30 protein-coding genes are annotated in these 25,163 nt (G+C 36.1%); all 30 read right to left on the reverse strand.

Going from position 1 to position 25,163, the window contains the following annotated elements; all coding sequences use genetic code 11:
• Positions 1-16: 16 nt before the first annotated feature.
• Entirely contained in the window at positions 17-871 is an 855-nt protein-coding gene (locus BN1058_RS13755; RefSeq protein ID WP_090859170.1) for a carbohydrate ABC transporter permease, read from the reverse strand.
• A gap of 141 nt (positions 872-1,012) precedes the next feature.
• Positions 1,013-2,344 (reverse strand): extracellular solute-binding protein, encoded by a 1,332-nt coding sequence (locus tag BN1058_RS13760; RefSeq protein ID WP_090858946.1) that lies wholly within the window; start codon positions 2,342-2,344, stop codon positions 1,013-1,015.
• Positions 2,345-2,433: 89 nt separating this feature from the next.
• Positions 2,434-3,669: an ROK family protein gene (locus BN1058_RS13765; protein ID WP_090858949.1), complete on the reverse strand. Its 1,236-nt coding sequence runs from the start codon at positions 3,667-3,669 to the stop codon at positions 2,434-2,436.
• A 423-nt stretch (positions 3,670-4,092) separates the two neighbouring features.
• Positions 4,093-9,837, reverse strand: coding sequence for an endo-alpha-N-acetylgalactosaminidase family protein (locus BN1058_RS13770; protein ID WP_090858952.1), 5,745 nt, complete (start codon positions 9,835-9,837; stop codon positions 4,093-4,095).
• Between the two features lie 477 nt (positions 9,838-10,314).
• Positions 10,315-10,707 (reverse strand): 30S ribosomal protein S9, encoded by a 393-nt coding sequence (gene rpsI, locus BN1058_RS13775; protein ID WP_090858955.1) that lies wholly within the window; start codon positions 10,705-10,707, stop codon positions 10,315-10,317.
• Between the two features lie 21 nt (positions 10,708-10,728).
• On the reverse strand, positions 10,729-11,166 hold the full coding sequence (gene rplM, locus BN1058_RS13780; RefSeq protein WP_090858957.1) for a 50S ribosomal protein L13: 438 nt from the start codon (positions 11,164-11,166) through the stop codon (positions 10,729-10,731).
• Between the two features lie 242 nt (positions 11,167-11,408).
• A complete protein-coding gene (truA, locus tag BN1058_RS13785) occupies positions 11,409-12,149 on the reverse strand; it encodes a tRNA pseudouridine(38-40) synthase TruA (RefSeq protein ID WP_090858960.1) in 741 nt (246 codons plus the stop codon).
• A gap of 15 nt (positions 12,150-12,164) precedes the next feature.
• The gene (locus tag BN1058_RS13790; protein WP_090859173.1) at positions 12,165-12,962 is read right to left on the reverse strand and encodes an energy-coupling factor transporter transmembrane component T family protein; all 798 of its coding nucleotides are present in this window, start codon (positions 12,960-12,962) and stop codon (positions 12,165-12,167) included.
• Positions 12,955-13,827: an energy-coupling factor ABC transporter ATP-binding protein gene (locus BN1058_RS13795; protein WP_090858963.1), complete on the reverse strand. Its 873-nt coding sequence runs from the start codon at positions 13,825-13,827 to the stop codon at positions 12,955-12,957. Before BN1058_RS13795 ends, BN1058_RS13790 begins: the two co-directional genes overlap by 8 nt.
• Entirely contained in the window at positions 13,803-14,642 is an 840-nt protein-coding gene (locus tag BN1058_RS13800; protein WP_090858966.1) for an energy-coupling factor ABC transporter ATP-binding protein, read from the reverse strand. Before BN1058_RS13800 ends, BN1058_RS13795 begins: the two co-directional genes overlap by 25 nt.
• Before the next feature lie 498 nt (positions 14,643-15,140).
• Complete coding sequence (gene rplQ / locus BN1058_RS13805) at positions 15,141-15,494, reverse strand: 50S ribosomal protein L17 (protein WP_090858969.1); 354 nt, start codon at positions 15,492-15,494, stop codon at positions 15,141-15,143.
• Between the two features lie 47 nt (positions 15,495-15,541).
• Positions 15,542-16,486 carry a DNA-directed RNA polymerase subunit alpha gene (locus BN1058_RS13810; protein ID WP_090858972.1) on the reverse strand — a complete coding sequence of 315 codons (945 nt, stop codon included), beginning with the start codon at positions 16,484-16,486 and terminating at the stop codon, positions 15,542-15,544.
• Between the two features lie 234 nt (positions 16,487-16,720).
• Positions 16,721-17,110 carry a 30S ribosomal protein S11 gene (gene rpsK / locus BN1058_RS13815; RefSeq protein ID WP_090858975.1) on the reverse strand — a complete coding sequence of 130 codons (390 nt, stop codon included), beginning with the start codon at positions 17,108-17,110 and terminating at the stop codon, positions 16,721-16,723.
• 25 nt (positions 17,111-17,135) lie between these two features.
• Complete coding sequence (gene rpsM, locus BN1058_RS13820) at positions 17,136-17,501, reverse strand: 30S ribosomal protein S13 (protein ID WP_090858978.1); 366 nt, start codon at positions 17,499-17,501, stop codon at positions 17,136-17,138.
• A gap of 24 nt (positions 17,502-17,525) precedes the next feature.
• On the reverse strand, positions 17,526-17,639 hold the full coding sequence (gene rpmJ / locus BN1058_RS13825) for a 50S ribosomal protein L36 (protein WP_003156543.1): 114 nt from the start codon (positions 17,637-17,639) through the stop codon (positions 17,526-17,528).
• Between the two features lie 33 nt (positions 17,640-17,672).
• Positions 17,673-17,891: a translation initiation factor IF-1 gene (infA, locus tag BN1058_RS13830; RefSeq protein WP_003464670.1), complete on the reverse strand. Its 219-nt coding sequence runs from the start codon at positions 17,889-17,891 to the stop codon at positions 17,673-17,675.
• Complete coding sequence (locus tag BN1058_RS13835; protein WP_090858981.1) at positions 17,869-18,204, reverse strand: KOW domain-containing RNA-binding protein; 336 nt, start codon at positions 18,202-18,204, stop codon at positions 17,869-17,871. Before BN1058_RS13835 ends, infA begins: the two co-directional genes overlap by 23 nt.
• A 459-nt stretch (positions 18,205-18,663) precedes the next feature.
• Positions 18,664-19,314 (reverse strand): adenylate kinase, encoded by a 651-nt coding sequence (locus BN1058_RS13840; RefSeq protein WP_090858984.1) that lies wholly within the window; start codon positions 19,312-19,314, stop codon positions 18,664-18,666.
• A gap of 50 nt (positions 19,315-19,364) precedes the next feature.
• Positions 19,365-20,660 (reverse strand): preprotein translocase subunit SecY, encoded by a 1,296-nt coding sequence (secY, locus tag BN1058_RS13845; protein ID WP_090858987.1) that lies wholly within the window; start codon positions 20,658-20,660, stop codon positions 19,365-19,367.
• Complete coding sequence (rplO, locus tag BN1058_RS13850) at positions 20,660-21,097, reverse strand: 50S ribosomal protein L15 (RefSeq protein ID WP_090858992.1); 438 nt, start codon at positions 21,095-21,097, stop codon at positions 20,660-20,662. The genes secY and rplO overlap by 1 nt, the downstream gene beginning before the upstream one ends.
• Before the next feature lie 28 nt (positions 21,098-21,125).
• Complete coding sequence (gene rpmD / locus BN1058_RS13855) at positions 21,126-21,308, reverse strand: 50S ribosomal protein L30 (RefSeq protein WP_090858995.1); 183 nt, start codon at positions 21,306-21,308, stop codon at positions 21,126-21,128.
• 13 nt (positions 21,309-21,321) lie between these two features.
• Positions 21,322-21,825: a 30S ribosomal protein S5 gene (gene rpsE / locus BN1058_RS13860; protein ID WP_090858998.1), complete on the reverse strand. Its 504-nt coding sequence runs from the start codon at positions 21,823-21,825 to the stop codon at positions 21,322-21,324.
• Between the two features lie 21 nt (positions 21,826-21,846).
• On the reverse strand, positions 21,847-22,209 hold the full coding sequence (gene rplR, locus BN1058_RS13865; RefSeq protein WP_090859001.1) for a 50S ribosomal protein L18: 363 nt from the start codon (positions 22,207-22,209) through the stop codon (positions 21,847-21,849).
• A gap of 50 nt (positions 22,210-22,259) precedes the next feature.
• A complete protein-coding gene (gene rplF, locus BN1058_RS13870; RefSeq protein WP_090859004.1) occupies positions 22,260-22,796 on the reverse strand; it encodes a 50S ribosomal protein L6 in 537 nt (178 codons plus the stop codon).
• Between the two features lie 33 nt (positions 22,797-22,829).
• Positions 22,830-23,228 (reverse strand): 30S ribosomal protein S8, encoded by a 399-nt coding sequence (gene rpsH, locus BN1058_RS13875; protein ID WP_090859007.1) that lies wholly within the window; start codon positions 23,226-23,228, stop codon positions 22,830-22,832.
• A gap of 29 nt (positions 23,229-23,257) precedes the next feature.
• Complete coding sequence (gene rpsN, locus BN1058_RS13880) at positions 23,258-23,443, reverse strand: 30S ribosomal protein S14 (protein WP_090776246.1); 186 nt, start codon at positions 23,441-23,443, stop codon at positions 23,258-23,260.
• A gap of 31 nt (positions 23,444-23,474) precedes the next feature.
• Complete coding sequence (gene rplE / locus BN1058_RS13885) at positions 23,475-24,014, reverse strand: 50S ribosomal protein L5 (protein ID WP_090859010.1); 540 nt, start codon at positions 24,012-24,014, stop codon at positions 23,475-23,477.
• A 26-nt stretch (positions 24,015-24,040) separates the two neighbouring features.
• The gene (gene rplX / locus BN1058_RS13890; protein ID WP_090859012.1) at positions 24,041-24,352 is read right to left on the reverse strand and encodes a 50S ribosomal protein L24; all 312 of its coding nucleotides are present in this window, start codon (positions 24,350-24,352) and stop codon (positions 24,041-24,043) included.
• A 123-nt stretch (positions 24,353-24,475) separates the two neighbouring features.
• Positions 24,476-24,844: a 50S ribosomal protein L14 gene (gene rplN, locus BN1058_RS13895; protein ID WP_090859015.1), complete on the reverse strand. Its 369-nt coding sequence runs from the start codon at positions 24,842-24,844 to the stop codon at positions 24,476-24,478.
• Between the two features lie 48 nt (positions 24,845-24,892).
• Entirely contained in the window at positions 24,893-25,156 is a 264-nt protein-coding gene (gene rpsQ, locus BN1058_RS13900; protein ID WP_090859018.1) for a 30S ribosomal protein S17, read from the reverse strand.
• Positions 25,157-25,163 lie beyond the last annotated feature (7 nt).

Raw genomic sequence — 25,163 nt, forward strand, 5'->3', positions numbered from 1 at the left:
TTTCATCCCTCATTTACTACTCAGTTTTCAAAAAACGGATATAAATTAAGCTTAGAGTGATTCCAATTAATAATAAAACCAATGAAATAGCTGTCCCATAACCTAGTTGATAATTAACAAATGCTTGATCATACATGAATATTGGTAAGGTGGTTGTCTTTTCACCTGGACCTCCACCTGTTAATGCGTAGATTAATGTAAATACTCCTAGTGTTTGCAACGTAACTAAAACCATATTTGTTACAGCAGAACCCTTTATAATTGGGAGAGTAATTCTCCAAAGCCTTTGCCATGCATTTGCACCATCAATTCTAGATGCCTCCTCTACTTCCTGAGGAATGTCATCAAGTGCAGCTTGGTACATTAGCATTGAAAAAGCAGCTCCATGCCAAATGTTAACAAATATAACGCTTATAAGCGGGAAGTTTAGTAACCATGCGATTGGTTCAACCCCAAAAAAACCAAGCATTATGTTCAACGTACCTTGATCGCTTAAATAAGCGAACCATACAAACGCAACAACAATTTCCGGTGTTATCCAACCAGCTAAAATAAGAATTCCTATAATTCTTCTAAAAGGGCGAGCCTTTTGTTTCATGAGATAGGCTACTAGAAATCCAACAATCTGCTGACCAATAACTGCTGAAGCAATTAAAAAAATAATTGTATTTAAAACACTCGTTTTAAAACTTGGATCTTGGAACATTCGAACAAAGTTATCAAAGCCAACAAATTGAGTATTGCTAGCTGCTGCTCCTGTTAATGCCATATTTGTGAATGAATAATAAAATGTCATAATAATTGGACCCAGTACAAACAATAGCAGCAGTATAATTGAAGGTAAACCGAATAAAAATGTTTTTAGATACATATTACCGTTTAAGGACTTCTTTTTACTCAAAATCTAACACCTCTTTAATAGGGCCAACATGTAACGATCATGGTTGACCCCATGTCAATGTAATTTCTGTCACTATTCTTATAGATTAGTATTTTCGTTTTATAATTGTATCTATTCTTCTACTTTTTCCTCTCCTACATCTCGCTTGACATCTTCTTTAAACTGTTCCATTGCTTCTTTTGGTGATAATGTATCTGTTGTTACTGCCTCAACAGCTTTTTGAATATTTGAGGAGACTAATGGATATGAATCATATGTTGGTCGATAATGTGTGAAATCTAAGAAGTCTGTTATTTTCTGTTGATAAGTAAGTTGCTGATAATCTTCTAACTCAGCTATATCTTTTCTTGGTGTTAGTGCAGTACCATATCTTAAATTCTCTTTACTTGTAGCAGTTTTAATAAATTCCCAAGCAAGATCTTTATTATCTGCTTTTGAAGGGATCGCTAATGTCCATCCACCAGATACAGTAACTTTTCCATTTGCCTGCCCATTTTGGGTCGGCATTGCAGTTATATCTATATTTTCCTTCCATTCTGGCCAAGGACTGTTACCGCTTTCCAACCAGTTCCCAGACATCCAGTTTCCGTCCAATGCTATACCAACTTCTCCTTTAGGCATAAGTTCAGTTGAAATTTTAGCACCTGCCTGACCTGTTATTCCCCAACTCAAGCTTGGACCTAAGTCATTAGAATGTACCTCATCTATAAATTCCAAGGAGTCTAAAAATCCCTCACTACCTAAAACCCATTTTCCAGTTTCATCATTATATAATTTACTATCCGTACCATATAAAAGCATTAGGAAAGTTTGCATTGTAGTACCTTCACCCATTGCTTTTCCTGAATTCATCCAAATTGGTACCTTAACATCATCTTTAATAGTTTTTGCTGCTTCCAGAACATCATCCCATGTCTTAGGGTTCCAAGGCACATCTAAACCAGCTTCTTTAAAAACTGTCTTATTATACCAGAGCCCACGAACATCCGTAGATATTGGAACACCGTATGTCTTTCCATCTTCACCTTTTACACCATTTTTAACAGGATCATAGAAATGTTTCCAATCTTCCCAATTCTCCACTTTACTTGTAATAGGTTCTAAATATCCCGCAGCCGCATCAGCTTTTAGCCCCTCAGAGTCTTCCATAACAATATCTGGTGCTGTATCATCAGATTTCATCATTAGAATTGTTTTATTTGGATAATTACCTTCATTACTATCAATTGGCGTTATTTTTACATTTATACCTTCGTTACTTTCTTCAAAATCCTTTTTAGCTTCTTCCATCCATGCTTTAAAAGAGTCATCAGGTGATTTATATACTACTTCTATTGTTTTGTCTGAACTAGCATCGTCTTTTTCTCCCCCTGAACATGCAACAAGAGAAATGGTCGATATTAATACAGTTAGCAGAATTAAAAATTTTTTACTAAATTTCATTTTATTCTCTCCCCTTTTTTAATATTAGAGTGATCGTGCACTAAAATACTTCTGCTTCTTTTACCACCCCCCTTATCGTTTGTTCTAATTTATATTCTGATAAGTGTATCCCTAGGTGAATCAAATAATAACTGTTGAATAATAGAAGCTGCTCCCATTAGACCGGATTTCTTTCCAAAACTCGATTTTATAAACTTTATTTCTTTTGCGGAGTTGGAAAATGCTCTAGATTTAGCAATATCCTCACTTATTTGAATAATTTCAGGATATAATTCAACTAATTGGCCACCGAAAATTACCATTTTAGGAGCGAAAAAATTCAATGCATTTGTAACCCCTATGCCTAAATAACGGGAAGCTTCTTCTAAAACTTTTAATACTAAGACATCACCTTTTTCACCATGCTCCATGATTGTTTCCAATGTTAAGGAATTTTCATTGTCTATATAAACATCAGTCAATGAACTTTTCACTCCTCTACGGATCTCTTGCTTAATTCTGGTGATAATAGATAATCCAGATGCCATTGCCTCTAAACATCCAAAATTACCACAATTACATCTTGGTCCATCAGGGTCAATCAATATATGCCCAATTTCCCCAGCTCCATTTTTAAAACCACGATAGGTGCGCGAGTCAACAATTATTCCTCCACCAATTCCTTGATCGGCAAAAACGTAAAGAATATTCTCATTATTATTGACTGTACCAAACCATTGCTCTGCTAAAGCTACGGCATTCGCATCTTTTTCTAAGATCGTAATAAGGTTATAGCGTTTTTGTAATTGATCTTTGAGATTAACATTTTCTACACCTTGTAAATTGGGTGGCGATAAAATTTGGCTACCATTCTCATCAATTGGTCCGGGTGCCGATACACCTATACCAGCAATTTTTGAAACTGCTAACCCAGATTCATTTAGAACATCGTCAATAGTTTTGTAAACCTTTTCAATTAAAGGTGTATCTTGATTAAAATCATTCATTAAAGCTACATTTTCCTTGTAAATATCCCCTTTAAAATTCACTAAGGCAGCAGAAACCTTTGTAACACCAATATCTAAAGCAATCACATAAAAATTATCCCAATTGAACTCATATAGAACGGGTTTTCTACCCCCATTTGATTTTCCATAACCAGCAATTTTTATAGCACCTGCTTTCAATAGATCGGAAGTTATATTACCAATTGTTGCAAAGGTTAAATTTGAACTTTTAGAAATATCATCTTTTGTAATTAGACCTTTCTTATGAATTATTTTCAAAACCAAAGAACGATTATATTGCTTTATCTGCTCCGTATTCCAGTGTTCCATCTTATCCATTTGCTATGACCCTCTTTACTTTTTTAAATGCATATAATAAGTTTATTTATATAAAAGCGTTTTCATTACATTTTTAAAAAAAATAACATTTATATGTTAATAATTTACTTAACTTATTAAATTGTTTTTAATAAGTTAAGTAAATTGTATCACCAGAAATAGTAAGTGTAAACCGTTAATTTTAAATTTTTAACAAAAAATAACTAATATAGACTAAAGATCCATTAATGATTAGTGAACCCAATCCCCATAGAAGTTTAGCTGGCACCGCTCCCTTAACACAAAGCATAAGCGATGCCTTGTTATAGATTGACATTAGACATACATTAAATCCCTATCTATTATAAATAATAAAAAAACATGGTGCTTTCTGTGATCATACACAGTCAGCACCACGATCTGTTTTTTAACTAATACAATGGATTAAAGATTGTTATTAGATTCTTTCTTTCTTCTGACTACTACTAATAATGCTCCCATTCCTATTATTAGCAGCCCTAAAGCTAACCAATTAAACATGTTAGTAGCTGTATTTGGAAGATTATTATCTTTATCTGAGTCACCATTTTCCCCTGGCTTACCGTCTGCTCCTGGTTCACCTGGTTCTGTAGACTCTTCTGCCTCTTTCAAATCTTCATGCGCTGCGGTTAATGCCGCAAGTGCTTCATCCACATTATCCTGGGTTGCATTAGTCTCAGAAGCAACAATTTTTGCTACTGCTAATGCTTCAGTTAATGTAGTCCAGCTTTCCTCTGTATAAGCTGTTTCATCTAAGTCTTCAACCTCAGCTATTTTTTCTTCTAAGGCTGTTTTATCAGCTGGATCTTCTGATTCTGTAGGCTCTTCTGCCTCTTTCAAACCTTCATGCGCTGTGGTTAATGCCGCAAGTGCTTCATCCACATCACCCTGGGTTGCTTCACCTTCAGAAGCAACGGCTTTTGCAGCTGCTAATGCTTCAGCAAATGTTGTCCAGCTTTCTTCTGTATAAGTTGTTTCATCTAAGTCTTCAACGTCAGTTATTTTTTCTTCTAAAGCTGTTTTATCGGCTGGATCTTCTGGTTCTGTAGGCTCTTCTGCCTCCTCCAAACCTTCATGCGCTGCATTTAATGTCGCAAGTGCTTCATCCACATCACCCTGGGTTGCATCAGTCTCAAAAACAACGGTTTTTGCCGATGCTAAAGCTTTAGCGAATGTATCCCAGCTTTCTTCTGTATAAGCTGTTTCATCTAAGTCTTCAGCCTCAGCTACTTTTTCTTCTAAAGCTGTTTTATCTACTTCTTCTACATCTTCATCAACAATTTCATCAAGAATAAGGTTATCTAATATATATTCACCTTGTCCAGCATTTCGTGGAGATATGTCTAGATAGTAATCGTCGTAGTCACCCGTTGTAAATTCCAGATTAATTGTTCCTGGATTCTCTCCATCTGTATGTTTAACTGCTGGTTTTGTGATTAACGTTTCATTACCATCATCCGTTTTAATACTTGCATTAAAGATGCCATCTTGATATGCAATATAGTCAATACTCAATTCATATTCAGTATTAGCCTTAAGCCTCATTGTTTGTGGCAGGGTTCTCATATGATCCCCATATCTAATCTTTAATGAATAACGTCCATCGATTGTATCTTTTGTATGTGGTTTATTTGTTTCAGATAAGTGTGAGTTATCTGATTGAGTACTGACGAACGGTCCGAATCCTTCATCAACATTCTCAAAATCTTCTAAGAATGTATGACCTTTTTGATCTGAAAGCCCTAATTTTCGAACTCGCACATCATTAAAGTCGACTTTACCATCTGCATCTGATTCTTCACCAATAAGTTCTAATAAAACTGTATCGTTTTGAGCTATAAACTTAACACCCATGCGTTGGAAGTATGTCCGATTTTTGTCTGTATGTTTAACACCATAAATTACATCACTCTTGTCGATATAGTTTTCATAAACATTATCGCCATCAGTAATTCTAATTTTGGCACGCTTTCCGTTTTCAACCAATGTCCATACAGATGCTCCATAAGACTCGCCAACTTCTAAGCCAGTAAGTTCTTGAGAGACAACTCCTTCTTCTGCACCACCAATAATCATATGCGTATTTCCAATATTATTATTATGGAATTTAGCTGATCCTGAATCCTTTTTCCAGTCTTTAAATGCATGAGAGTCAAATCCTGCGTCTTTTACAACCGAACCTTGGGTCCAATCTACATCAACACTTGATTTCTCACTAACATTTTCCGAACCCTTATAAAGTGTGTAGCCTGTTTGTTTATCTAAATCTATGGTTACTTTGCCATCATTTACTTTAATCGTTTCTATGAGTTCTCTACCTTGGTCGCTAAGTTTAAATAATTCAACTTCAGCTACATCTTCCCAACCATTTGGAAGGTCCCATGTTTTTTCAGATCCATCATCGCTCCAAGCATAGATTTTTTCATTTTCACCTTCATTTGTCCACGGGATAAAAATTTTATTTCCTTCCGCTACTTTTTTACCATCTTGCGATATATGGTTAGCTCCGTTTACCATTTCTGTAACAACGTTTCTTTCTTTTCCAAGAACAGCTTTATTTGTTGTTTCATAATTCATGATTGGATATTGAGCAAGATATTTATTCGGTAATACTTGTGTAAAGAATCCTTGAATTGATTTGTTGTAATCAACAGAGTTTTGCCATCCGTTAAATCCAACGTTTCTTGTGTGTGCATCTCTAAATAGCGCTTGATTACCAAAGATATCTTTATCATTATTATGAATAACTCGGACTAAGTTTCCAGCATCGTTAAAGCGATTACCGATATGGTGAGCCCACACGGAATCCTTTGTAAACTCGTCAACATATTCTGTCCCTAGTGCCATACCTAATTTGTCATTAATAGCGTCTGCTATTTTATGTGCTGGCCAACGTGTATCGAAGTATACGTCAACATAAATCATTTCTAAAAGACCTTTGGTTGATGTATCTAAATTTTGTAATCTTTCAAGCATACCTTGTTCTTCTTTAAGAATATCATTTTCACGGATAATTTGAGATGCACTGTCATACCATGACCAACCTGGTACAGATGATACGAGGTCATCTCCGTATTGTTTTGCCTCTGGATAAGCTTCTGTATGGTTAATATGTACACCAACAGTAGCATTATTATCCTCTGCATTTTCGAGTAATACTAAGAAATCTTCAAGTCCGCCGGCACGATCTGAGAAATTATTAAAATCTGGGTGTGATGCATCGTGACCTTCCGATTGATATCCTTTAATAATAATATTTTGTTTAAATCCATCTGTTCCTAGATTGAATTTTTTAATATTATCTAAAATTCTTAAGAACGGATATTGCGCGTTACTTCCTACATTCATTGCAATTGAGTTGTAAGATTGCATTACTACATCACTACCGACAGCTTTTCTGGCAATATCATCACGATAGGCAATGGCACCATCAATAGCATCAACTATTCCATCTTCGTTTCGGTCTAGCGTAATTGCTACTTTAGTCCATGGTTCTTCTATTACTTCATTATCTAAACCGCGATATAAATATTCATTTGTCCAAATACCTGTCGATGTGTATCCATCTTGTACAAATGTTTGATATGCAACTTCATTTCTGCGTTTAATGGATCCATTAGAAATTGATGCTGCAATTTTATCTGAACTTAAGACAGCAATAGATGTTTCTTGATACGCATCTGAAATTTCAACATCAGATAAGTTAAGATTTTTTTGTTCTCTATAGTTATTCACTGTTAATGCAGCATTTTCTTTATTACTTTCCATTGATACAAGAGAATGTTCTGGAAAGTTAATCGTATAAATCATTTGTCCTTCTTCATTAATATTCTTAATTCTAAAATCAAGAACATTATTTTCTACTGTCAATACAACATCAAATGAAACTCCAATTTCCTCAACCTTCATTGAATAAGTAATTTCATTTTCACTTACTACACTTGTTACTTCTGGTGTGTACATTGTATTGTTTATTTCTACTTCATGGACTTTATTTGCTTGTCCAGTAATCGTTTCTCCACCTAAAGTATAGTGGTTAACAGTTGGGAAGTCTTTATCAACATTGACTGTTAATTGTTCTGATTTAATTTCAGCTGATTCGATATTTTCAGTTACTCGAGTAGGGAATTTAGCTTCTTTAACACTTAAATAAGAAACATTAGCTCCTGCTCCACCGTAATAACGTAATCCAACTTTACCTGCTTTATTACTAACTCCACTTACTTCTCCAGTATAGATTTCAGCATTATCAAGATATATTGTTGCTACGTTTTCAACAATACGCGCTTTTACTTTATAAGGTTCCATGCGATTAGCATAAATTCTATTTCCATCTTGTGTTAATTGTTTGTTTTGTCCTCCTGATGAAAATAAATTCCATGAAGTTGAGTTACCCCCTACTCCATTTTGCCCTAAAGCTAACCAATCATCTGGACCATTATAACGTAAAACAATTGCAAAGTTACCTGAATCATTTTTTGGATCAAACATGAATTCTACTTCAGTGTTTTTATATTCTGGAGCATTTTCATCAACAACGATTAAGTTTTGACCATTAGTAATGTCTAAACCTTTATCGTGTTTTACCTCACCATTACCACTAACCTTTTTGATCCCATTAATATCGTCAGAGAAATCTTTTACATAAAGTTCTTCACTTACTTGAGATGGTCCTAAAACTGTGATTGGGAATTCAGCTTTAAATCCATCTTCATATTCTAAAATCACTTTAGTTTTCGTATCTGTTTCTCCCTGAAGAGGTTCAATAAATTCCTTTTTCAGCGTTAAACGTGTTGAATCTTCATTTAGCACATAATCTGTTCCTGCTTCTAATGCTTTTCCTTCATGCGTGATTTTTGATAATACATTTGTAGTTTCACTTATATTAATATTAATATCATATAAGCCTGCATCTCCACTACGTACTATAGCTGAACTTGGTGATAAGTTAACACCACTAAATTCGCCCATCACCATATTATGAAGATCGAGTTGTCCTTGTGTATCTCCTGAACCGTACCCCCATGTACGAATACCTGCTTTACCAGACTTTGTAGTAAAAGCATCAATAGGACCATTAAATACTTCATCATTATTTACTGTTAATCGATAATTATCATTTACAAATTCGATTCTTACTGTATTTTTTTCGCCTATGTTCAATGCTTTATTTCCTGCTTCTCCCCAATTTCCTCCAGTGATATAATTCCAGTTTCCACCCACGTCATAGCCAAATCCTGCAAAATCATTTGCACCATTAAACCTGAATAAAAACCCCATACGGGCCGAAGTTATCGGAGTGAATTCATATTCTACAAATCCATTTTTCATATTTGGTGAATAAGCATCGGAATAAATAGTATTTCCATCCGCAGCAAAGTTCATTGCCTGGTCTGCATATTCCATCGTTCCATCACCAGCTACTTTACCCCAACCGCCTGTGTGATCTTCGTCTTTAAAGGAAACTAAATAATGTCCGTCTTCTGTTTGTTCGTTTTCACGCATTTTTTCATATACAATATTGTCTACTTGTATAAATGCATAGTTGTCTGTATAACCCCATGTTCTTAAACCAAAATGACCTGCATCATTATCGGTATGAGGCCCATCATACAATTCCGTATCATCCACATAAACTTTTATATTTTCATTAACATATTCCATAGAAAACCTAAAACTTTGATTATCAACATTAAGATTTACATCCAACGCTTCTTCAGACTTCTGCCCATCTCTTACTGTAGCACGAATCCATTTTCCGCCAACATCGTAGCCGATGTAATCATAATTTTGTGCATCAATATGACGATAAACAATACCAAAACGTCCATGCGTGTTTTTAACACTAATATCCATTGCTAGACGAGCATTCTTGAATTGAGGTGCTTTGGTATTATGGTACTGTTGGTAATCAATAGAACCCGCTACCCAACCATCTGTTTCCATTTCTAGTTGTTCATTAACAACTTCCAAACGACCTGCACCAAGATCTTTTTCCCATCCTGTCAAATCTGGGCTAGAAAAATCTTCAGTGTATACCTCATTTGTAGTATTAGATGTCTCCAATGCCATTATATTTATTGGCATATAAGGAACTGCTAAAATCAATGCTAATAATATAGTTAATAACTTTCTTGATTTTATTTTCATTCTTACCCCTCTCCTCCCTTTTCTATTTTTCTATTTAAATTAAGATTTTTTATCAAACCTCCAATCTAAATAATAACTAAATGTGAGGATTTCATTGATGTATGCGTTTTCAATTAACTTGATGTTTTATCACATTAATTAAATTATAGTCTTACAACTATAGTATAGTTTTAAAAAATGGTTTGAAGCAATATGGATATTGTTTTATTTTTTAGAAAAATTGCTTCTTGCTATAAATTCATAAGATTCGGGGGGATTTAGACAAAACAATTAAACATGAAATAACACAAAATTATTTTCTGCTATTACTACCAAAAAAGGCACCGGCGAGATGCCGATGCTTTAGATTGGTTAAATCTATTATAGCAAAAAAGACACCAGCAAAATGCTGATGTCTTCATTCATTTTAAGAATAACGTTAAATTGATCCAACTTACACCCAAAGACTTTGGAAACGTTGGTATATCAATAAACCTATTAACGTTTTGAGAACTGAGGAGCTCTACGTGCGCCTTTAAGACCGTATTTCTTACGTTCTTTCATACGAGCATCACGAGTTAAGAATCCTGCACGCTTAAGCACTGTGCGGTATTCTGGATCAGCTTCTAATAATGCACGAGAAACGCCATGACGAATTGCACCAGCTTGTCCAGTGAATCCTCCACCATCAACGTTTACTAATACATCATAGCTACCTTCTGTTTCTGTTGCAGCTAAAGGTTGCTTGATAATTGTACGTAGTGTTTCATATGGGAAGTAATCTTCCGCATCACGTTTATTTACAATGATACGTCCAGTTCCTGGAACTAAACGTACACGAGCAGTTGATTTTTTACGGCGTCCGGTACCGTAGTATTGTACTTGTGCCACTATTCGTTACCTCCTTTTTTATTATCCACGAAGTTCGTATGCTTCTGGTTTTTGTGCTTGATGATTATGTTCAGAACCTCTAAATACGTGTAGTTTTTTACCCATTTTGCGGCCAAGGCTACCTTTTGGAAGCATACCTTTAATAGTTAATTCAAGCATTTGCTCAGGGTATTTTGTACGCATTTCATTTGCTGTACGCGATTTCAATCCACCTGGGTGGTTGGAATGACGGTGGTAAAGTTTATCATTTAACTTATTACCAGTTAATTCGATTTTCTCTGCATTGATAATGATAACATGGTCACCAGTATCGACATGCGGTGTGTACGTTGGTTTATGCTTGCCACGAAGAATTGCAGCTACTTCACTAGATAGACGACCTAGTGTTTGGCCTTCTGCATCAACTACAAGCCATTTACGTTCAATGTTTGCTTCATTCGCCATGAAAGTTGTGCGCATGATTCGTTAACCTCCTGTATATAAAAATTCACCTAATATCTTACGTTTCATTCGCTATTTCTAGCTTCTTCTGCTTTTATATTCTACACAATTAACTTTCCGGGGCTAATCGTGGTATATAAATAAAATGCCATAGATCATCATACATCAAGTCAGACCTAATGTCAATAGGGATTCACCTGGTTGCGTTGTTTTTTCAAAAGATAGATCAAAAGATAGATCAAACCATACTTATATTTCATTCAATTATAAGTGACAGATGTTAAAAATAGACCTTGTGGCGGAGCGGTTTTTCCAGCTTTTGATCGATCTTTACTCACTAAGATTTCTCTTATTTCCATTGGTTTTCGATTCCCTTTCCCTACCTCTATCAGTGTCCCAACTATAATACGAACCATATTATAAAGAAAACCACTGCCCTCAAACGTAAAAATGTACTGATTTTTATGTTGCTCGCATGTAGCTTGATAGATCGTTCTAACCTTCGTACCTTTCACTCCAGCATTAGCGGCACAAAATGCAGTAAAATCATGTTCTCCTTCAAGCATTGTACAAGCTTGTTGCATAGATACAATATCAAGTGATTCTTTTACAAAATAGCTATAATTTCTTTGAAACACATCTTTATCTTCATTATTTAACACATAGTATTGATATTTTTTTGTTTTTACATCAAATCGAGCATGAAAATCATCAGGGACTAATTGAACATGATCAATATAAATATCATTTGGTAGCACTGCATTCAGCGCTCTTTTCCAATTCGTTTCCGGAATCTTCAGATCTGTATCAAAGTGAAAAGTTTGACCAACAGCATGGACACCTGCATCTGTTCGTCCAGAGGCTACAATTCGTATCTCTTGTCCTTTATGAATCTTAGATAATGCCTGCTCAATTTTTTCTTGAATAGTAAGTGCATTGGGCTGTACTTGATACCCTGCATAAGCTGTGCCGTCATAGCTCACTGTTGTCAATAGTCGCATAATTGTTTATCTCCTTTATGAACGTAAGAAGAATAATATGATAATTACGAGAGCAAATATAATAAATGAAATAATATCAATTTTTTCTATCTTTAATTCTCTTAATTTCGTTCGTCCTTCACCGCCCTGATAACCACGAGCCTCCATCGCCATAGCTAGCTCCTCTGCGCGTTTAAACGCACTAACAAATAATGGTACAAGCAATGGAACAACCGCTTGTATCCGGTCTTTTAAAGGGCCTGTTCGAAAATCTACACCTCTTGATGCTTGCGCTTTTGATATTTTTTCCGTTTCTTGCATTAACGTTGGAATAAAGCGCAAAGATATAGACATCATTAAGGCCAATTCATGAACTGGAAACTTAATCTTCTTCAATGGGCGTAAAAGACTTTCAATCGCATCCGTTATTTCAATTGGAGTGGTTGTCAATGTCAATAAAGATGTTACTAATATTAATAAAAAGAACCGAAAAGAAATAGCAATCCCTTGTTTAATTGCTCCTGTGTAAACCGAAAATGAGAAGACCTCAAATAGTACGTCACCTTCTTTTGTAACAATTAAATGCAAAAGAAATGTAAAAATAATCAAGAACCATACTGGTGTTAGACCTTTCATAATAAAAGATAGTTTTATTTTGGTAGCTAGGGCAGTTCCAATGGCAAAGGTAGTTAGCCATGCATAGCTAGGAACTGAATTAGCAAAAAAGACAAAAATAACGAAAAAGAATATAACCATTATTTTTGTACGCGGATCTAATCGATGAATAAATGAGTTACTTGGTACATATTGTCCTATTAAAATAGAATTACCCATGTTCATCACCAACTCTCATCAACAAGGTGAGTTCAGCAGCTAATTCTGGAATGGTCTGTCCTTTATAAGGGAGCGAGATATCAAATTTTTCTTCTATTTTGCGTAAGAATTGAATGATTTCAGGTAAATCTAATTGAACTGCTTGTAATTTTTCCTTTTGTGTAAATACCTCACTAGGCACGCCTTCCATATATTTTGTCCCATGATCCATGATAATAACATGGTCTGCATAACGAAGTGCATCTTCCATGCTATGAGTGACTAAGATAGTAGTTAATTTTTTCTCATGGTGGAGCTGATAGAACATATCCATCATTTGTTTTTGACCTTTCGGATCTAAACCTGCTGTTGGTTCATCAAGCACTAAAACAGAAGGGTCCATTGCTAGTACACCCGCAATGGCAACTCTACGCATTTGTCCACCACTTAAATCAAACGGCGACCGTTCTAACATATCGGTAGATAACTGAACAGCTTCCATTACTTTTGGAATCCTTTTTTCGATTTCATGATCAGAAACGCCAAAATTACTCGGTCCAAAGCTGATATCTTTTTTTATTGTTTCATCAAATAATTGATGTTCTGGATATTGAAATACCACACCTACATGCTTTCGTAGGTTTTTAATTCCTTTTGGCTTTCCATTAGCTGTAAGTTTAAAATCGCCAATACGCACTTCACCCTCTGTTGGGCGCAGCAAACCATTTAAATGCTGAATTAAGGTTGATTTCCCAGAACCGGTATGCCCAACAACTGCTACAAAGGAACCTGATGGAATATCAAAAGAAAGATTAGTTAACGCTCGATGTTCAAAAGGTGTATTGGGTTGATAAGTATAGTTTACATTTTTGAATGATATGTCCATAATCCTTCTATTAACTCCTCTTGATTTAATGGTTGTTTCTCCAGAATCATTTGATCCTTGTTTATTTCATTTGCTAACTTCGCTACGAAAGGGATATCCAGACCAATTTTTTGTAACATTTTTTCCTTTTGAAACACTTCTCTTGGACTAGCTTCTAGCCATACTTCCCCTTTATTCATCACAATAACTTGATCAGCTTGTGTTATCTCATTTAAATCATGGGTAATTGATATTAACGAGATACCTTGTTGTAATCTAACATTATTAACTGTTTGCATGATTTCTTTTCTACCTTTTGGATCCAACATTGCTGTTGCTTCATCAAGTATAATCACTTGTGGGGAGACGGCTAATACACCACCAATGGCAACACGTTGTTTTTGTCCTCCAGATAATCGATGGGGCTCATGAAGGCGATAATCCCACATAGAAACGGCTTCTAGGCTGCTTTTTATCTTAGAAATCATTTTTTGTCGCTCTACTCCTCTATTTTCTAAACCAAAGGCAACATCATCTCTAACAGTCGTACCGACAAATTGATTATCAGGGTTTTGAAAAACCATACCAATGGCTTTTCTTACTTCCCAAACGGTTTCTTCTGTCACAGTTATACCATTAACAATTATTTCTCCCTTCACCGGAAATAACAAACCATTTATTAATTTTGCAATGGTTGATTTCCCAGAGCCATTATGCCCAATAATTGCCACCCAACGATCAGCAGGGATGCAAAAACTTACATTGTTCAGTACCCATGGCTGCTCTTCACTATATCTGAACGAAACATTACGAAACTCTATATAAGTATTATTCATATATTCCTCCAAAAAAAAACAATATATTTCCCTGGAAATAATGTATATTGTCGGGACATGTCATATATTATTAATTTATATCATAGTTTCTTCAAAATAAGGCACACTTCTAATTGATTATTTTATCATAATTTCATTGTATTGATATAGCTAATTTATAGATTTTAATCTTACGTTTTAAAATGCTTTATTATGAATATCAATTACTTTACGCTCTAAATATAATTTTTATAGGATTGATTATTCAAACACAATACATAAATAGCCGGGACGTGGGTGTTATGCTGTATCGGAATCAAAAATAATGCTTATATGGTCGTTTATATCTATTACACCTTCCTGTATTGCAAAAAGTTGAAATAAAAAAAGCCGTTTGCTCCACTTTGGGTAGCTAAACGGCTTCACCTATCTATATCTAATGAAGGCATGAGCAAAAAAGGGCTTTGATTCACCTCGTGCAGAGATTCTGTCCAAGCCCTTACCTTCATATATCAAACTTTATACTAACTCAATAACTGCCATTTTTGCACCATCACCGCGACGTGGTCCTAATTTTAACACACGTGTGTAACCGCCCTGACGATCTTCGTAACGACTAGCTATATCAGAAAATAACTTTTGTACTGCATCTTCATTTTCAGCCGACTCTACATTATATAAATATGATGCTGCTTGACGGCGTGCATGAATATCACCACGTTTACCCAACGTAATCATTTTATCTACTACAGAACGAAGATCTTTTGCTTTTGCCTCTGTTGTTTCTAGACGCTCATGAATAATCAAATCAGTAGCAAGATTTCGAAGTAGTGCTAAACGTGCATCAGTCGTACGACCTAGTTTTCTAGCCATCGATTATCCCTCCCTTTTTCGGAATATCTCAAGATGTTTTCATATGATTAATCTTCTTTACGTAAACCTAATCCTAAATCCTCAAGTTTATGTTTCACTTCTTCTAGTGATTTTCGTCCTAGATTACGAACTTTCATCATATCTTCTTCAGATTTATTTGCAAGCTCCTGTACCGTATTAATCCCTGCTCGTTTTAAACAGTTATAAGAACGTACGGATAAGTCAAGCTCTTCGATTGTCATTTCAAGTACTTTTTCTTTTTGATCTTCTTCTTTTTCAATCATAATTTCTGCATTTTGTGCTTCATCTGTTAAACTAACAAAGATATTTAAATGTTCAGTATAGATTTTAGCACCTAAAGATACTGCCTCTTCTGGACGTATGCTCCCATCTGTCCAAACATCTAACGTTAATTTATCAAAATTCGTGATTTGACCTACACGAGTATTCTCTACTTGATAAGTAACGCGAGATACTGGAGTGAAAATCGAATCAACAGGAATAACTCCTATTGGTTGATCATCATGATTGTTAGCATCCGCTGGACGATATCCACGTCCACGTTCAGCAGTCATCTTCATATGCAATGCTGCATTACTACCCAATGTAGCAATATGAAGATCCGGATTAAGAATTTCCACATCACTGTCATACGTAATATCCGCAGCAGTAACAACGCCTTCTCCCTGTACATCTATTTCTAATGTTTTCTCTTCCTCAGAGTAAATCTTTAGAGCTAGTTTCTTCAGGTTAAGAATAATCGTTGTAACGTCTTCTATAACACCATCTATCGTCGAAAATTCATGTAATGCGCCATCAATTTGCACGGATGTTACAGCAGCACCAGGAAGTGAGGATAATAGAATACGACGTAAGGAGTTTCCTAGTGTAGTCCCATATCCACGTTCTAGTGGTTCTACGACGAATTTTCCAAATGTAGCATCATCACTGATTTCTACCGTTTCAATCTTTGGCTTTTCAATTTCGATCATTAATAAAACCCTCCTTCAAACGTCGAAACCCCGGTTAGACTATTTGCCTAACCGAAATTCCTCATGTAGGCAGTTCCCGCTTCTGCACTAAGTCCATTCGTATACTTCAAATCTGTCTTAAGCAATGGTGACTTTTAACTATTACATTAAATCATCACTTTAAATCGTTCATCTTAACTTTTAGCTTCATAAATCATTATAGACAGTCTGACAAATTCTATACGGATAAATTATTTATACACGACGACGTTTTGGTGGGCGACAACCATTGTGAGGAACTGGTGTTACATCAACAATGGCAGTTACATCGATACCAACTGCTTGTAGTGAACGGATTGCCGCTTCACGACCAGCGCCAGGTCCTTTAACTGTTACTTCTAATGTTTTTATTCCGTGCTCCTGTGCAGCTTTAGCAGCAGCTTCTGCAGCCATTTGTGCAGCAAATGGAGTCGATTTACGTGAACCTTTAAAGCCAAGTACACCAGCACTGCTCCAGCTTATTACATTACCTTGCACATCTGTAATCGTAACGATTGTATTGTTAAAAGTAGAACGAATATGTGCTATGCCAGTGTCTATATTCTTTTTCACACGTTTTTTACGCGTATTTGTTTTACGAGCCATTAGCTTAACGAACCTCCTTTAATACTTATTTCTTTTTATTAGCCATTGTTTTACGTGGGCCTTTACGAGTACGAGAGTTGTTCTTTGTCTTTTGTCCACGAAGTGGTAACCCTCTACGGTGACGTAAGCCTCTATATGAGCCAATTTCAATTAGTCGTTTAATATTTAAAGAAATTTCACGACGTAGATCGCCTTCTACAGTACGATTATCAACTGCAGTACGAATTTTTGCTAATTCATCTTCAGTCAAATCACGAACACGAGTATCTTCAGAAACACCAGCTTCAGCCAAAACTTCTTTTGCAGCAGATTTACCAATGCCATAGATATAAGTTAAAGAAATTACTATACGTTTTTCACGTGGAATATCAATACCTGCAATACGTGCCATACGTGTTGTGCACCTCCTTATTGATTAACCTTGTTTTTGTTTATGCTTCGGGTTTTCGCAGATTACCATAACTTTCCCTTTACGACGAATAACCTTACATTTTTCGCATATTGGTTTTACAGATGGTCTTACCTTCATCATCCATACCTCCTCTTGTATCGGAGCTTATCATTATTTATAACGGTACGTAATACGTCCTCTTGTCAAATCATATGGAGAAAGTTCAACCGTTACCTTATCTCCAGGTAAAATTCGAATAAAATGCATACGAATCTTTCCAGAGACATGAGCTAAAACGGTATGACCATTCTCTAATTCAACTTTAAACATTGCGTTCGGTAATGTGTCAGTAACAGTACCTTCTACTTCAATTGCATCGTCTTTCGCCATCGAGTTGATCTCCCTTCTTCAAATCAGTCACTACTTCATTGACAAATTTTGATATAGCAAAACGCAGCTTACCATTTGTAACGCGACCAGTTTCTAGAAGGCTATTTTGGACCTCAGGAGAAATAAAGTTCATCGGCATAACATGATTTAGATTCTTCTTCTTTGGTCGATCATACTTTCTTTTCTCTCCGTCAGCAAGTAAAGCAAAACGATCATCTACTATACCTATTACAATAGCATATTGACCAGCTTCTCGCCCTTGTAAAATTTGAACAACTTGACCTATCTGGGGATACGAATCCGCATCATTCAAACATGATCACCTTCACTTACCGATTTGTTATATTAACAAATCATGATATTGTTTTAAAATATATAGAAAACAAACATATATTTTACCATGTTTTGTGACAACCGTCCAATCATCCGCAAAAGTTGTTATCTGACATATCCCGCTATTAACCATGAAGTAATTATTTACTCATGATTAAATTTGTATGCATAGACCAAAAATAGATGTACCTTTTTAGTCTACTAACACACGTTGTATTTATTAGATGCGATATATTGGAAAGGCGGGCACCTGGTTTTGCTTGATTTGAAAATGAAATAACATTATTCACCATTAGTATATACATTCAAAACGCTTCTATAAACGTTAGTTGTTTTTACAATGGCAATAAGTTATTTATACATTAATTGGTATTTATGTGCAAACACACAGAAAACTTTATAATTTGTTTGTTATTTCTATCGTATTTGCACAAATTACCTACACTAATGTTTGAAGTTTTTGATCAATATCTTCAAAAACTTTGTTAATATCTTGTGAACCATCTATGGAGACAAGGTATCCTTTGTCATGATAAAAGTCTAACATTGGTTGTGTTTGTTTAATGTTTACTTCTAGACGTCTAGCAACTGTATCAGGACGATCGTCTTCTCGTTGAATGAGTGTTGTACCATCGTTATCACATACGCCATCTTCTTTTGGCGGATTAAAAGTAACGTGATACGTTGTGCCACACGTTGGGCAGATACGTCGACCTGTCAAACGTTCGATTAATTGATCTTGTGGAACATCAACATGTAGGACGAAATCTAAGGAACGCTGCATATCTTGAAGTAAGTTTTCTAAAGATTCAGCTTGTGCTATTGTTCTTGGAAAACCGTCTAATAAGAATCCAGCTTTGCAATCATCTTTACTTAAACGTTCACGCACAATTCCAATTGTTACTTCATCAGGGACTAATTCTCCTTGATCCATAAATGTCTTTGCCTTTTTACCGAGGTCTGTTCCTTCTTTAATTGCTAATCGGAACATATCTCCAGTTGAAATATGAGGGATCTGATATTTTTCTACTATCTTTTCAGCCTGAGTGCCTTTTCCAGCACCAGGAAGACCCATTAGAATTAAATTCACTGCAATTCCCCTCGCTCTCATTCATGATTAATAGGATCATTAATCAAAAACTATTTAATAAAACCTTTGTAGTGTCGTTTTACTAGTTGGCTTTCTAATTGTTTCATGGTTTGCAAAGCAACACCTACAACAATTAACAAGCTAGTACCGCCAATTTGGACTGCTTGCGGTAAATTAGCCATACTTCCTAACACTAATGGCAGAACTGCCACTGCTGCAAGGAATATTGAACCAACAAAAGTTAAGCGATACATAACACGTGTAAGATACGTTTCAGTTTTGTGACCAGGACGTATCCCAGGAATATAGCCACCTTGTTTCTTAAGATTTTCTGCCATTTGCTCTGGGTTTACCTGCACAAACGTATAAAAATAGGTGAATGCAATAATTAATGTTACGTATATAACCATGCCAATTGGCTGTGTGTAATCAAAAATCGTTTCTATGGTGTCTGCAACTTTTCCATCGAAAAAGCTAGCAATTGTTCTTGGTGCCATGATAAATGATACAGCAAAAATAACTGGAATAACACCTGCTGCATTCACTTTTAATGGAAGGTGGGTAGAGTGACCACCTACTGGTGAACGATTTACTAAACGTTTTGCATATTGAATTGGTATTTTACGAAGTGCTTGTTGAATATATATAACACCAACTACAACTGCAAGTACTACCAAAACAATTAAGGAAACAATAACAATATTGATGAATAAATCATCACCTGTGTTACCACCAAAATATTGCTCGAATAATTGATTAACGCCATTTGGTATTGCAGCAACAATACCGGCAAAAATGATAATCGATATACCATTTCCTACTCCATGTGCGGTAATTTGTTCTCCGAGCCACATTAAAAAGGCTGTTCCACTTGTTAATACAATTGCAATTACAATATATTTTCCAATACCAGGATTTGAAATCAATTGACCACCTGCCATGGCATTAAAACCAATTGACATAGCAATTGCTTGAATAAAGGCAAGGATAATGGTTGCATATCTAGTAAATTGCGCTAGCTTACGTCTACCGACTTCTCCTTGCTTCTTCCATTCAGTGAATTTGGGTACGACATCCATTTGCAATAATTGCATAATGATGGAAGCGGTGATGTAAGGCATAATTCCCATTGCAAAGATGGAGAAATTCTTCAAAGCCCCGCCTCCAAATGTATTTAAGAAACCAAAAACACTTTGTTGATCATCCATAAATTCAATTACATCCCGATTGGAAAACGGAACAGGAATGAATGTCCCTAACCGAAAAACAATCAGCATTAATAATGTAAAAACAATTTTACTTCTGATATCCTTCACACGCACAAAATTGGAGATTGTACGGAACATTAAATCACCTCTATTTTACCGCCCGCTGCCTCTATCGCTTCTTTGGCTGAAGCAGAGAACTTGTGAGCTTTTACAGTAAGTTTCTTTTCCATATTGCCATTTCCAAGAACTTTAATGCCGGCTTTTAACTTGCTAACCATACCTGATTCAAGTAAAAGCTCAGGTGTTACTTCTGTACCTTCTTCAAATTTATTTAAAGTGTCTAAATTAACGATTGCATATTCTTTACGGTGAATATTCGTAAATCCACGTTTTGGTAATCGTTGGAACAATGGCATTTGTCCACCTTCAAATCCTGGACGAACACCACCACCTGAACGAGCTTTTTGTCCTTTGTGACCACGTCCAGAAGTTTTTCCGTTACCGGAGGACATTCCACGACCTACACGATTTCGCTTTTTACGAGCTTGTGATGGCTCTAATTCATGAAGTTTCATGCGAGCACCTCCTCTTTGCGCTAATGTTTTATACTTCTTTAACCGCTACTAAATGTGATACTTTATTTAACATGCCTCTAACCGCAGGCGTATCTTCACGGACTACAGATTGATGGATTTTTTTTAATCCCAATGTTTGAACCGTTGCTTTTTGCACTTCAGATCTGCCGATGATACTGCGCGTGAGGGTAATTTCTAACTTTTTAGCCATGTGATTTCCCTCCTTATCCTAACAGTTCTTCTACTGATTTACCACGTAATTTTGCTACTTCTTCTGCACGTTTTAAACCTGCAAGGCCACTAATAGTTGCACGAACCATGTTGATTGGTGTGTTAGAACCTAATGATTTAGAAAGGATATCACCAACACCTGCAAGCTCAAGTACAGCACGAACTGGGCCACCTGAGATAACTCCAGTACCTTCTGCTGCTGGTTTCATTAAGATGCTACCTGCACCAAATTCTCCAACAATTTCGTGTGGAATAGTAGTACCTACGATCGGTACAGTTATTAAGTTTTTCTTCGCATCATCAATGGCTTTTTTAATCGCATCAGGTACTTCTTGTGCTTTCCCTGTACCAAAACCAACATGTCCGTTTTTATCACCAACAACAACTAATGCTGCAAAGCGAAAACGACGTCCACCTTTTACTACTTTTGCTACACGATTAATTGTTACTACGCGTTCTTCTAAGTCTAATTTATTTGGGTCAATATTAGTACGCAATCTATGTCCCTCCTTTTACAATTAAAATTCAAGACCTGCCTCACGGGCAGCATCTGCTAATGCTTTCACACGTCCGTGATATAAATATCCTCCACGGTCGAACACCACGTTTTTGTGGCCTTTTTCTTGTGCACGAGAAGCAATAACCTCGCCAACTTTTTTCGCAGCTTCTACGTTTCCAGTCGCATCTAGACTAAGCTCTTTATCTACTGTTGACGCACTTACTAGTGTGACACCAGCAACATCATCTATTAATTGAGCATAAATGTTTTTGTTAGAACGATAAACGTTTAAACGAGGACGTTCTGCTGTTCCAAAAAGCGTTCTACGCACACGACGATGTCTTTTCTTACGTACGGCATTTTTGTCTGGCTTTGTGATCATCTAGGTCACTCCTTTCTGTTACCTAACTAACCTGTTTCGGTTAACTAACCTTACTTAGCTGTTTTACCTTCTTTACGACGTACATATTCATTCTCATAACGGATACCTTTTCCTTTATAAGGTTCAGGTGGTCGAATAGCACGAATATTTGCAGCAATTGCTCCAACTAATTCTTTATCAATACCTTTTACAACTACACGAGTGTTTGAAGGTACATCAATTTCAATACCATCTTGAACATCAATCTCTACTGGGTGAGAATATCCAGCGTTAATTACAACTTTATTACCTTGTTTTTGAGCACGGTAACCTACACCTTGAATTTCAAGTGCTTTTTCGAAGCCTTTGTGCACACCCTCAACCATGTTGTTAATTAGGCTGCGTGTTGTGCCGTGTAAAGCACGGTGCTCTTTATGATCACTTGGTCTTTCAACCGTTAGTACGTTATCTTCAATATTAATTGTCATATCTTCATGAAATTGACGAGTTAATTCACCCTTAGGACCTTTAACAGTTATTTTGTTGTTATCATTTTTGATTTCAACACCTTCAGGGATTTCAATAATCTTTAAACCTATACGAGACATCTCTGGGGCACCTCCTATCTTGTTAAATATTTATTACCAAACGTATGCTAGCACTTCGCCACCAATAGCTTGTTCACGTGCTTCTTTATCTGATAGTACACCTTTAGAAGTAGAAACGATCGCAATTCCTAGGCCGTTAAGAACTTTAGGAATCTCGTCTGCTTTAGCGTAAACACGCAAACCTGGTTTACTAATACGCTTCAGTCCAGAAATAACACGCGCTTCGTTTGTACCATATTTTAAGAAAATACGAAGTACACCTTGTTTATTATCTGTAATGTATTCATAATCACGAACAAAGCCCTCACGTTTTAGAATATCTGCAATGTCTGTTTTTAGTTTTGATGCAGGAAGCTCTAGCTTCTCATGGCGAACCATGTTTGCGTTACGAATACGTGTTAACATATCTGCGATTGGATCTGTCATAACCATTAAATATTACCTCCTTCCCTAATCGGGGTTTACCAGCTTGCTTTTTTGACACCAGGAATTTGACCTTTATAGGCAAGTTCACGGAAACAAATACGGCAAAGTTTAAATTTACGAATTACAGAGTGTGGACGTCCACAACGCTCACAACGTGTATATTCTTGCACTTTATACTTCGGTGTGCGTTTTTGTTTCGCAATCATTGATTTTTTAGCCACTATTTTCCCTCCTTGTATTAGCTTTTATAGCTTATTTTTGGAAAGGCATGCCAAGTTTTGTTAATAATTCACGAGCTTCTTCGTCAGTATCAGCAGTTGTAACAATAACGATATCCATACCGCGAACTTTACTTACTTGATCATAATTTATTTCTGGGAAAATCAATTGTTCTTTTACACCTAGTGTGTAGTTTCCTCTTCCATCAAAAGCTTTTTTAGAGATACCACGGAAGTCACGTACACGTGGAAGTGATACATCAATAAGTTTTTGTAGGAATTCATACATTCGTTCACCACGAAGGGTTACTTTTGCCCCAATAGGCATTCCCTCACGCAAACGAAAGCCTGCAATTGATTTCTTTGCTTTTGTTATTAATGGTTGTTGTCCTGAGATAAGTGCTAATTCTTCTACTGCACTATCTAGTGCTTTTGAATTTTGTACTGCATCTCCAACACCCATGTTAATTACGATTTTTTCAACTTTTGGTACTTGCATTACTGAATCATAGTTGAATTTTTCCACCAATGATGAAACGATGTCGTTTTGATATCTTTCCTTTAGTTCGTTCATCGAGTAGCCCTCCTTTCACAGCACAGTTATTTATCTAACGCTTCACCGGATTTTTTAGCGATACGAACTTTTTTTCCGTTACGTTCTTCATATCCTACACGAGTTGGTTCGCCGGATTTTGGATCAATCGGTAATACATTAGAAACATGAATTGGTGCTTCTTGTTCAATAATTCCGCCTTGCGGATTGTCTTGAGAAGGTTTCGCGTGTTTTTTCATCATATTCACACCTTCTACAAGTACTCGATCTTTTTTAGGGAAAGCAACTAGAATTGTACCTTGCTTACCTTTATCTTTACCAGAGATTACCTGTACTTTATCACCTTTTTTTACATGCATGCTAAACGCACCTCCTTACAAGGCTTATCATTACGATCTTTTTAATCATTAAAGACAGATAGGGTTGATTTATTATCCCTTTAATGAATAACAGAACAACACATTTCTGAATTCAACGTTTTATTATAGTACCTCTGGAGCCAGAGATACAATTTTCATGAATTTTGCATCACGTAATTCACGTGCGACTGGGCCAAAGATACGAGTACCTCTTGGGCCTTTATCTTCACGTACAATTACCGCTGCGTTTTCGTCAAAGCGAATATATGAACCGTCTTTACGACGAACTCCGCTTTTCGTGCGTACGATAACAGCTCTTACCACTTCACCTTTTTTGACAACGCCCCCAGGTGTTGCTTGTTTTACCGAACACACGATAACATCACCAATATTAGCAGTTTTACGTCCTGAACCACCTAGTACTTTAATTGCTTGTACTTCGCGGGCACCAGAGTTATCTGCCACTTTCAAACGAGTCTCTTGCTGAATCATACTGTCGTTACCTCCCTTCGGAATCAATCCGAGCGAACTTTACTTTTATTAGATAATTACCGCTTCTTCCACTACTTCAACAAGACGGAAACGTTTTGTTGCTGATAGCGGACGAGTTTCCATGATTGAAACAATATCGCCAACTTTAGCTTGGTTATTTTCATCATGCGCTTTAAATTTCTTAGAATATTTAACACGTTTTCCATAAAGTTTATGGAACTTATAAGTTTCTACTAGTACAGTAATCGTTTTGTCCATTTTATCTGAAACAACGCGACCAGTGTAAACTTTACGATCATTACGCTCAGTCATTTGAGGT

This window comes from Paraliobacillus sp. PM-2, assembly GCF_001368815.1.
Taxonomy (GTDB): Bacteria; Bacillota; Bacilli; order Bacillales; family Amphibacillaceae; genus Paraliobacillus.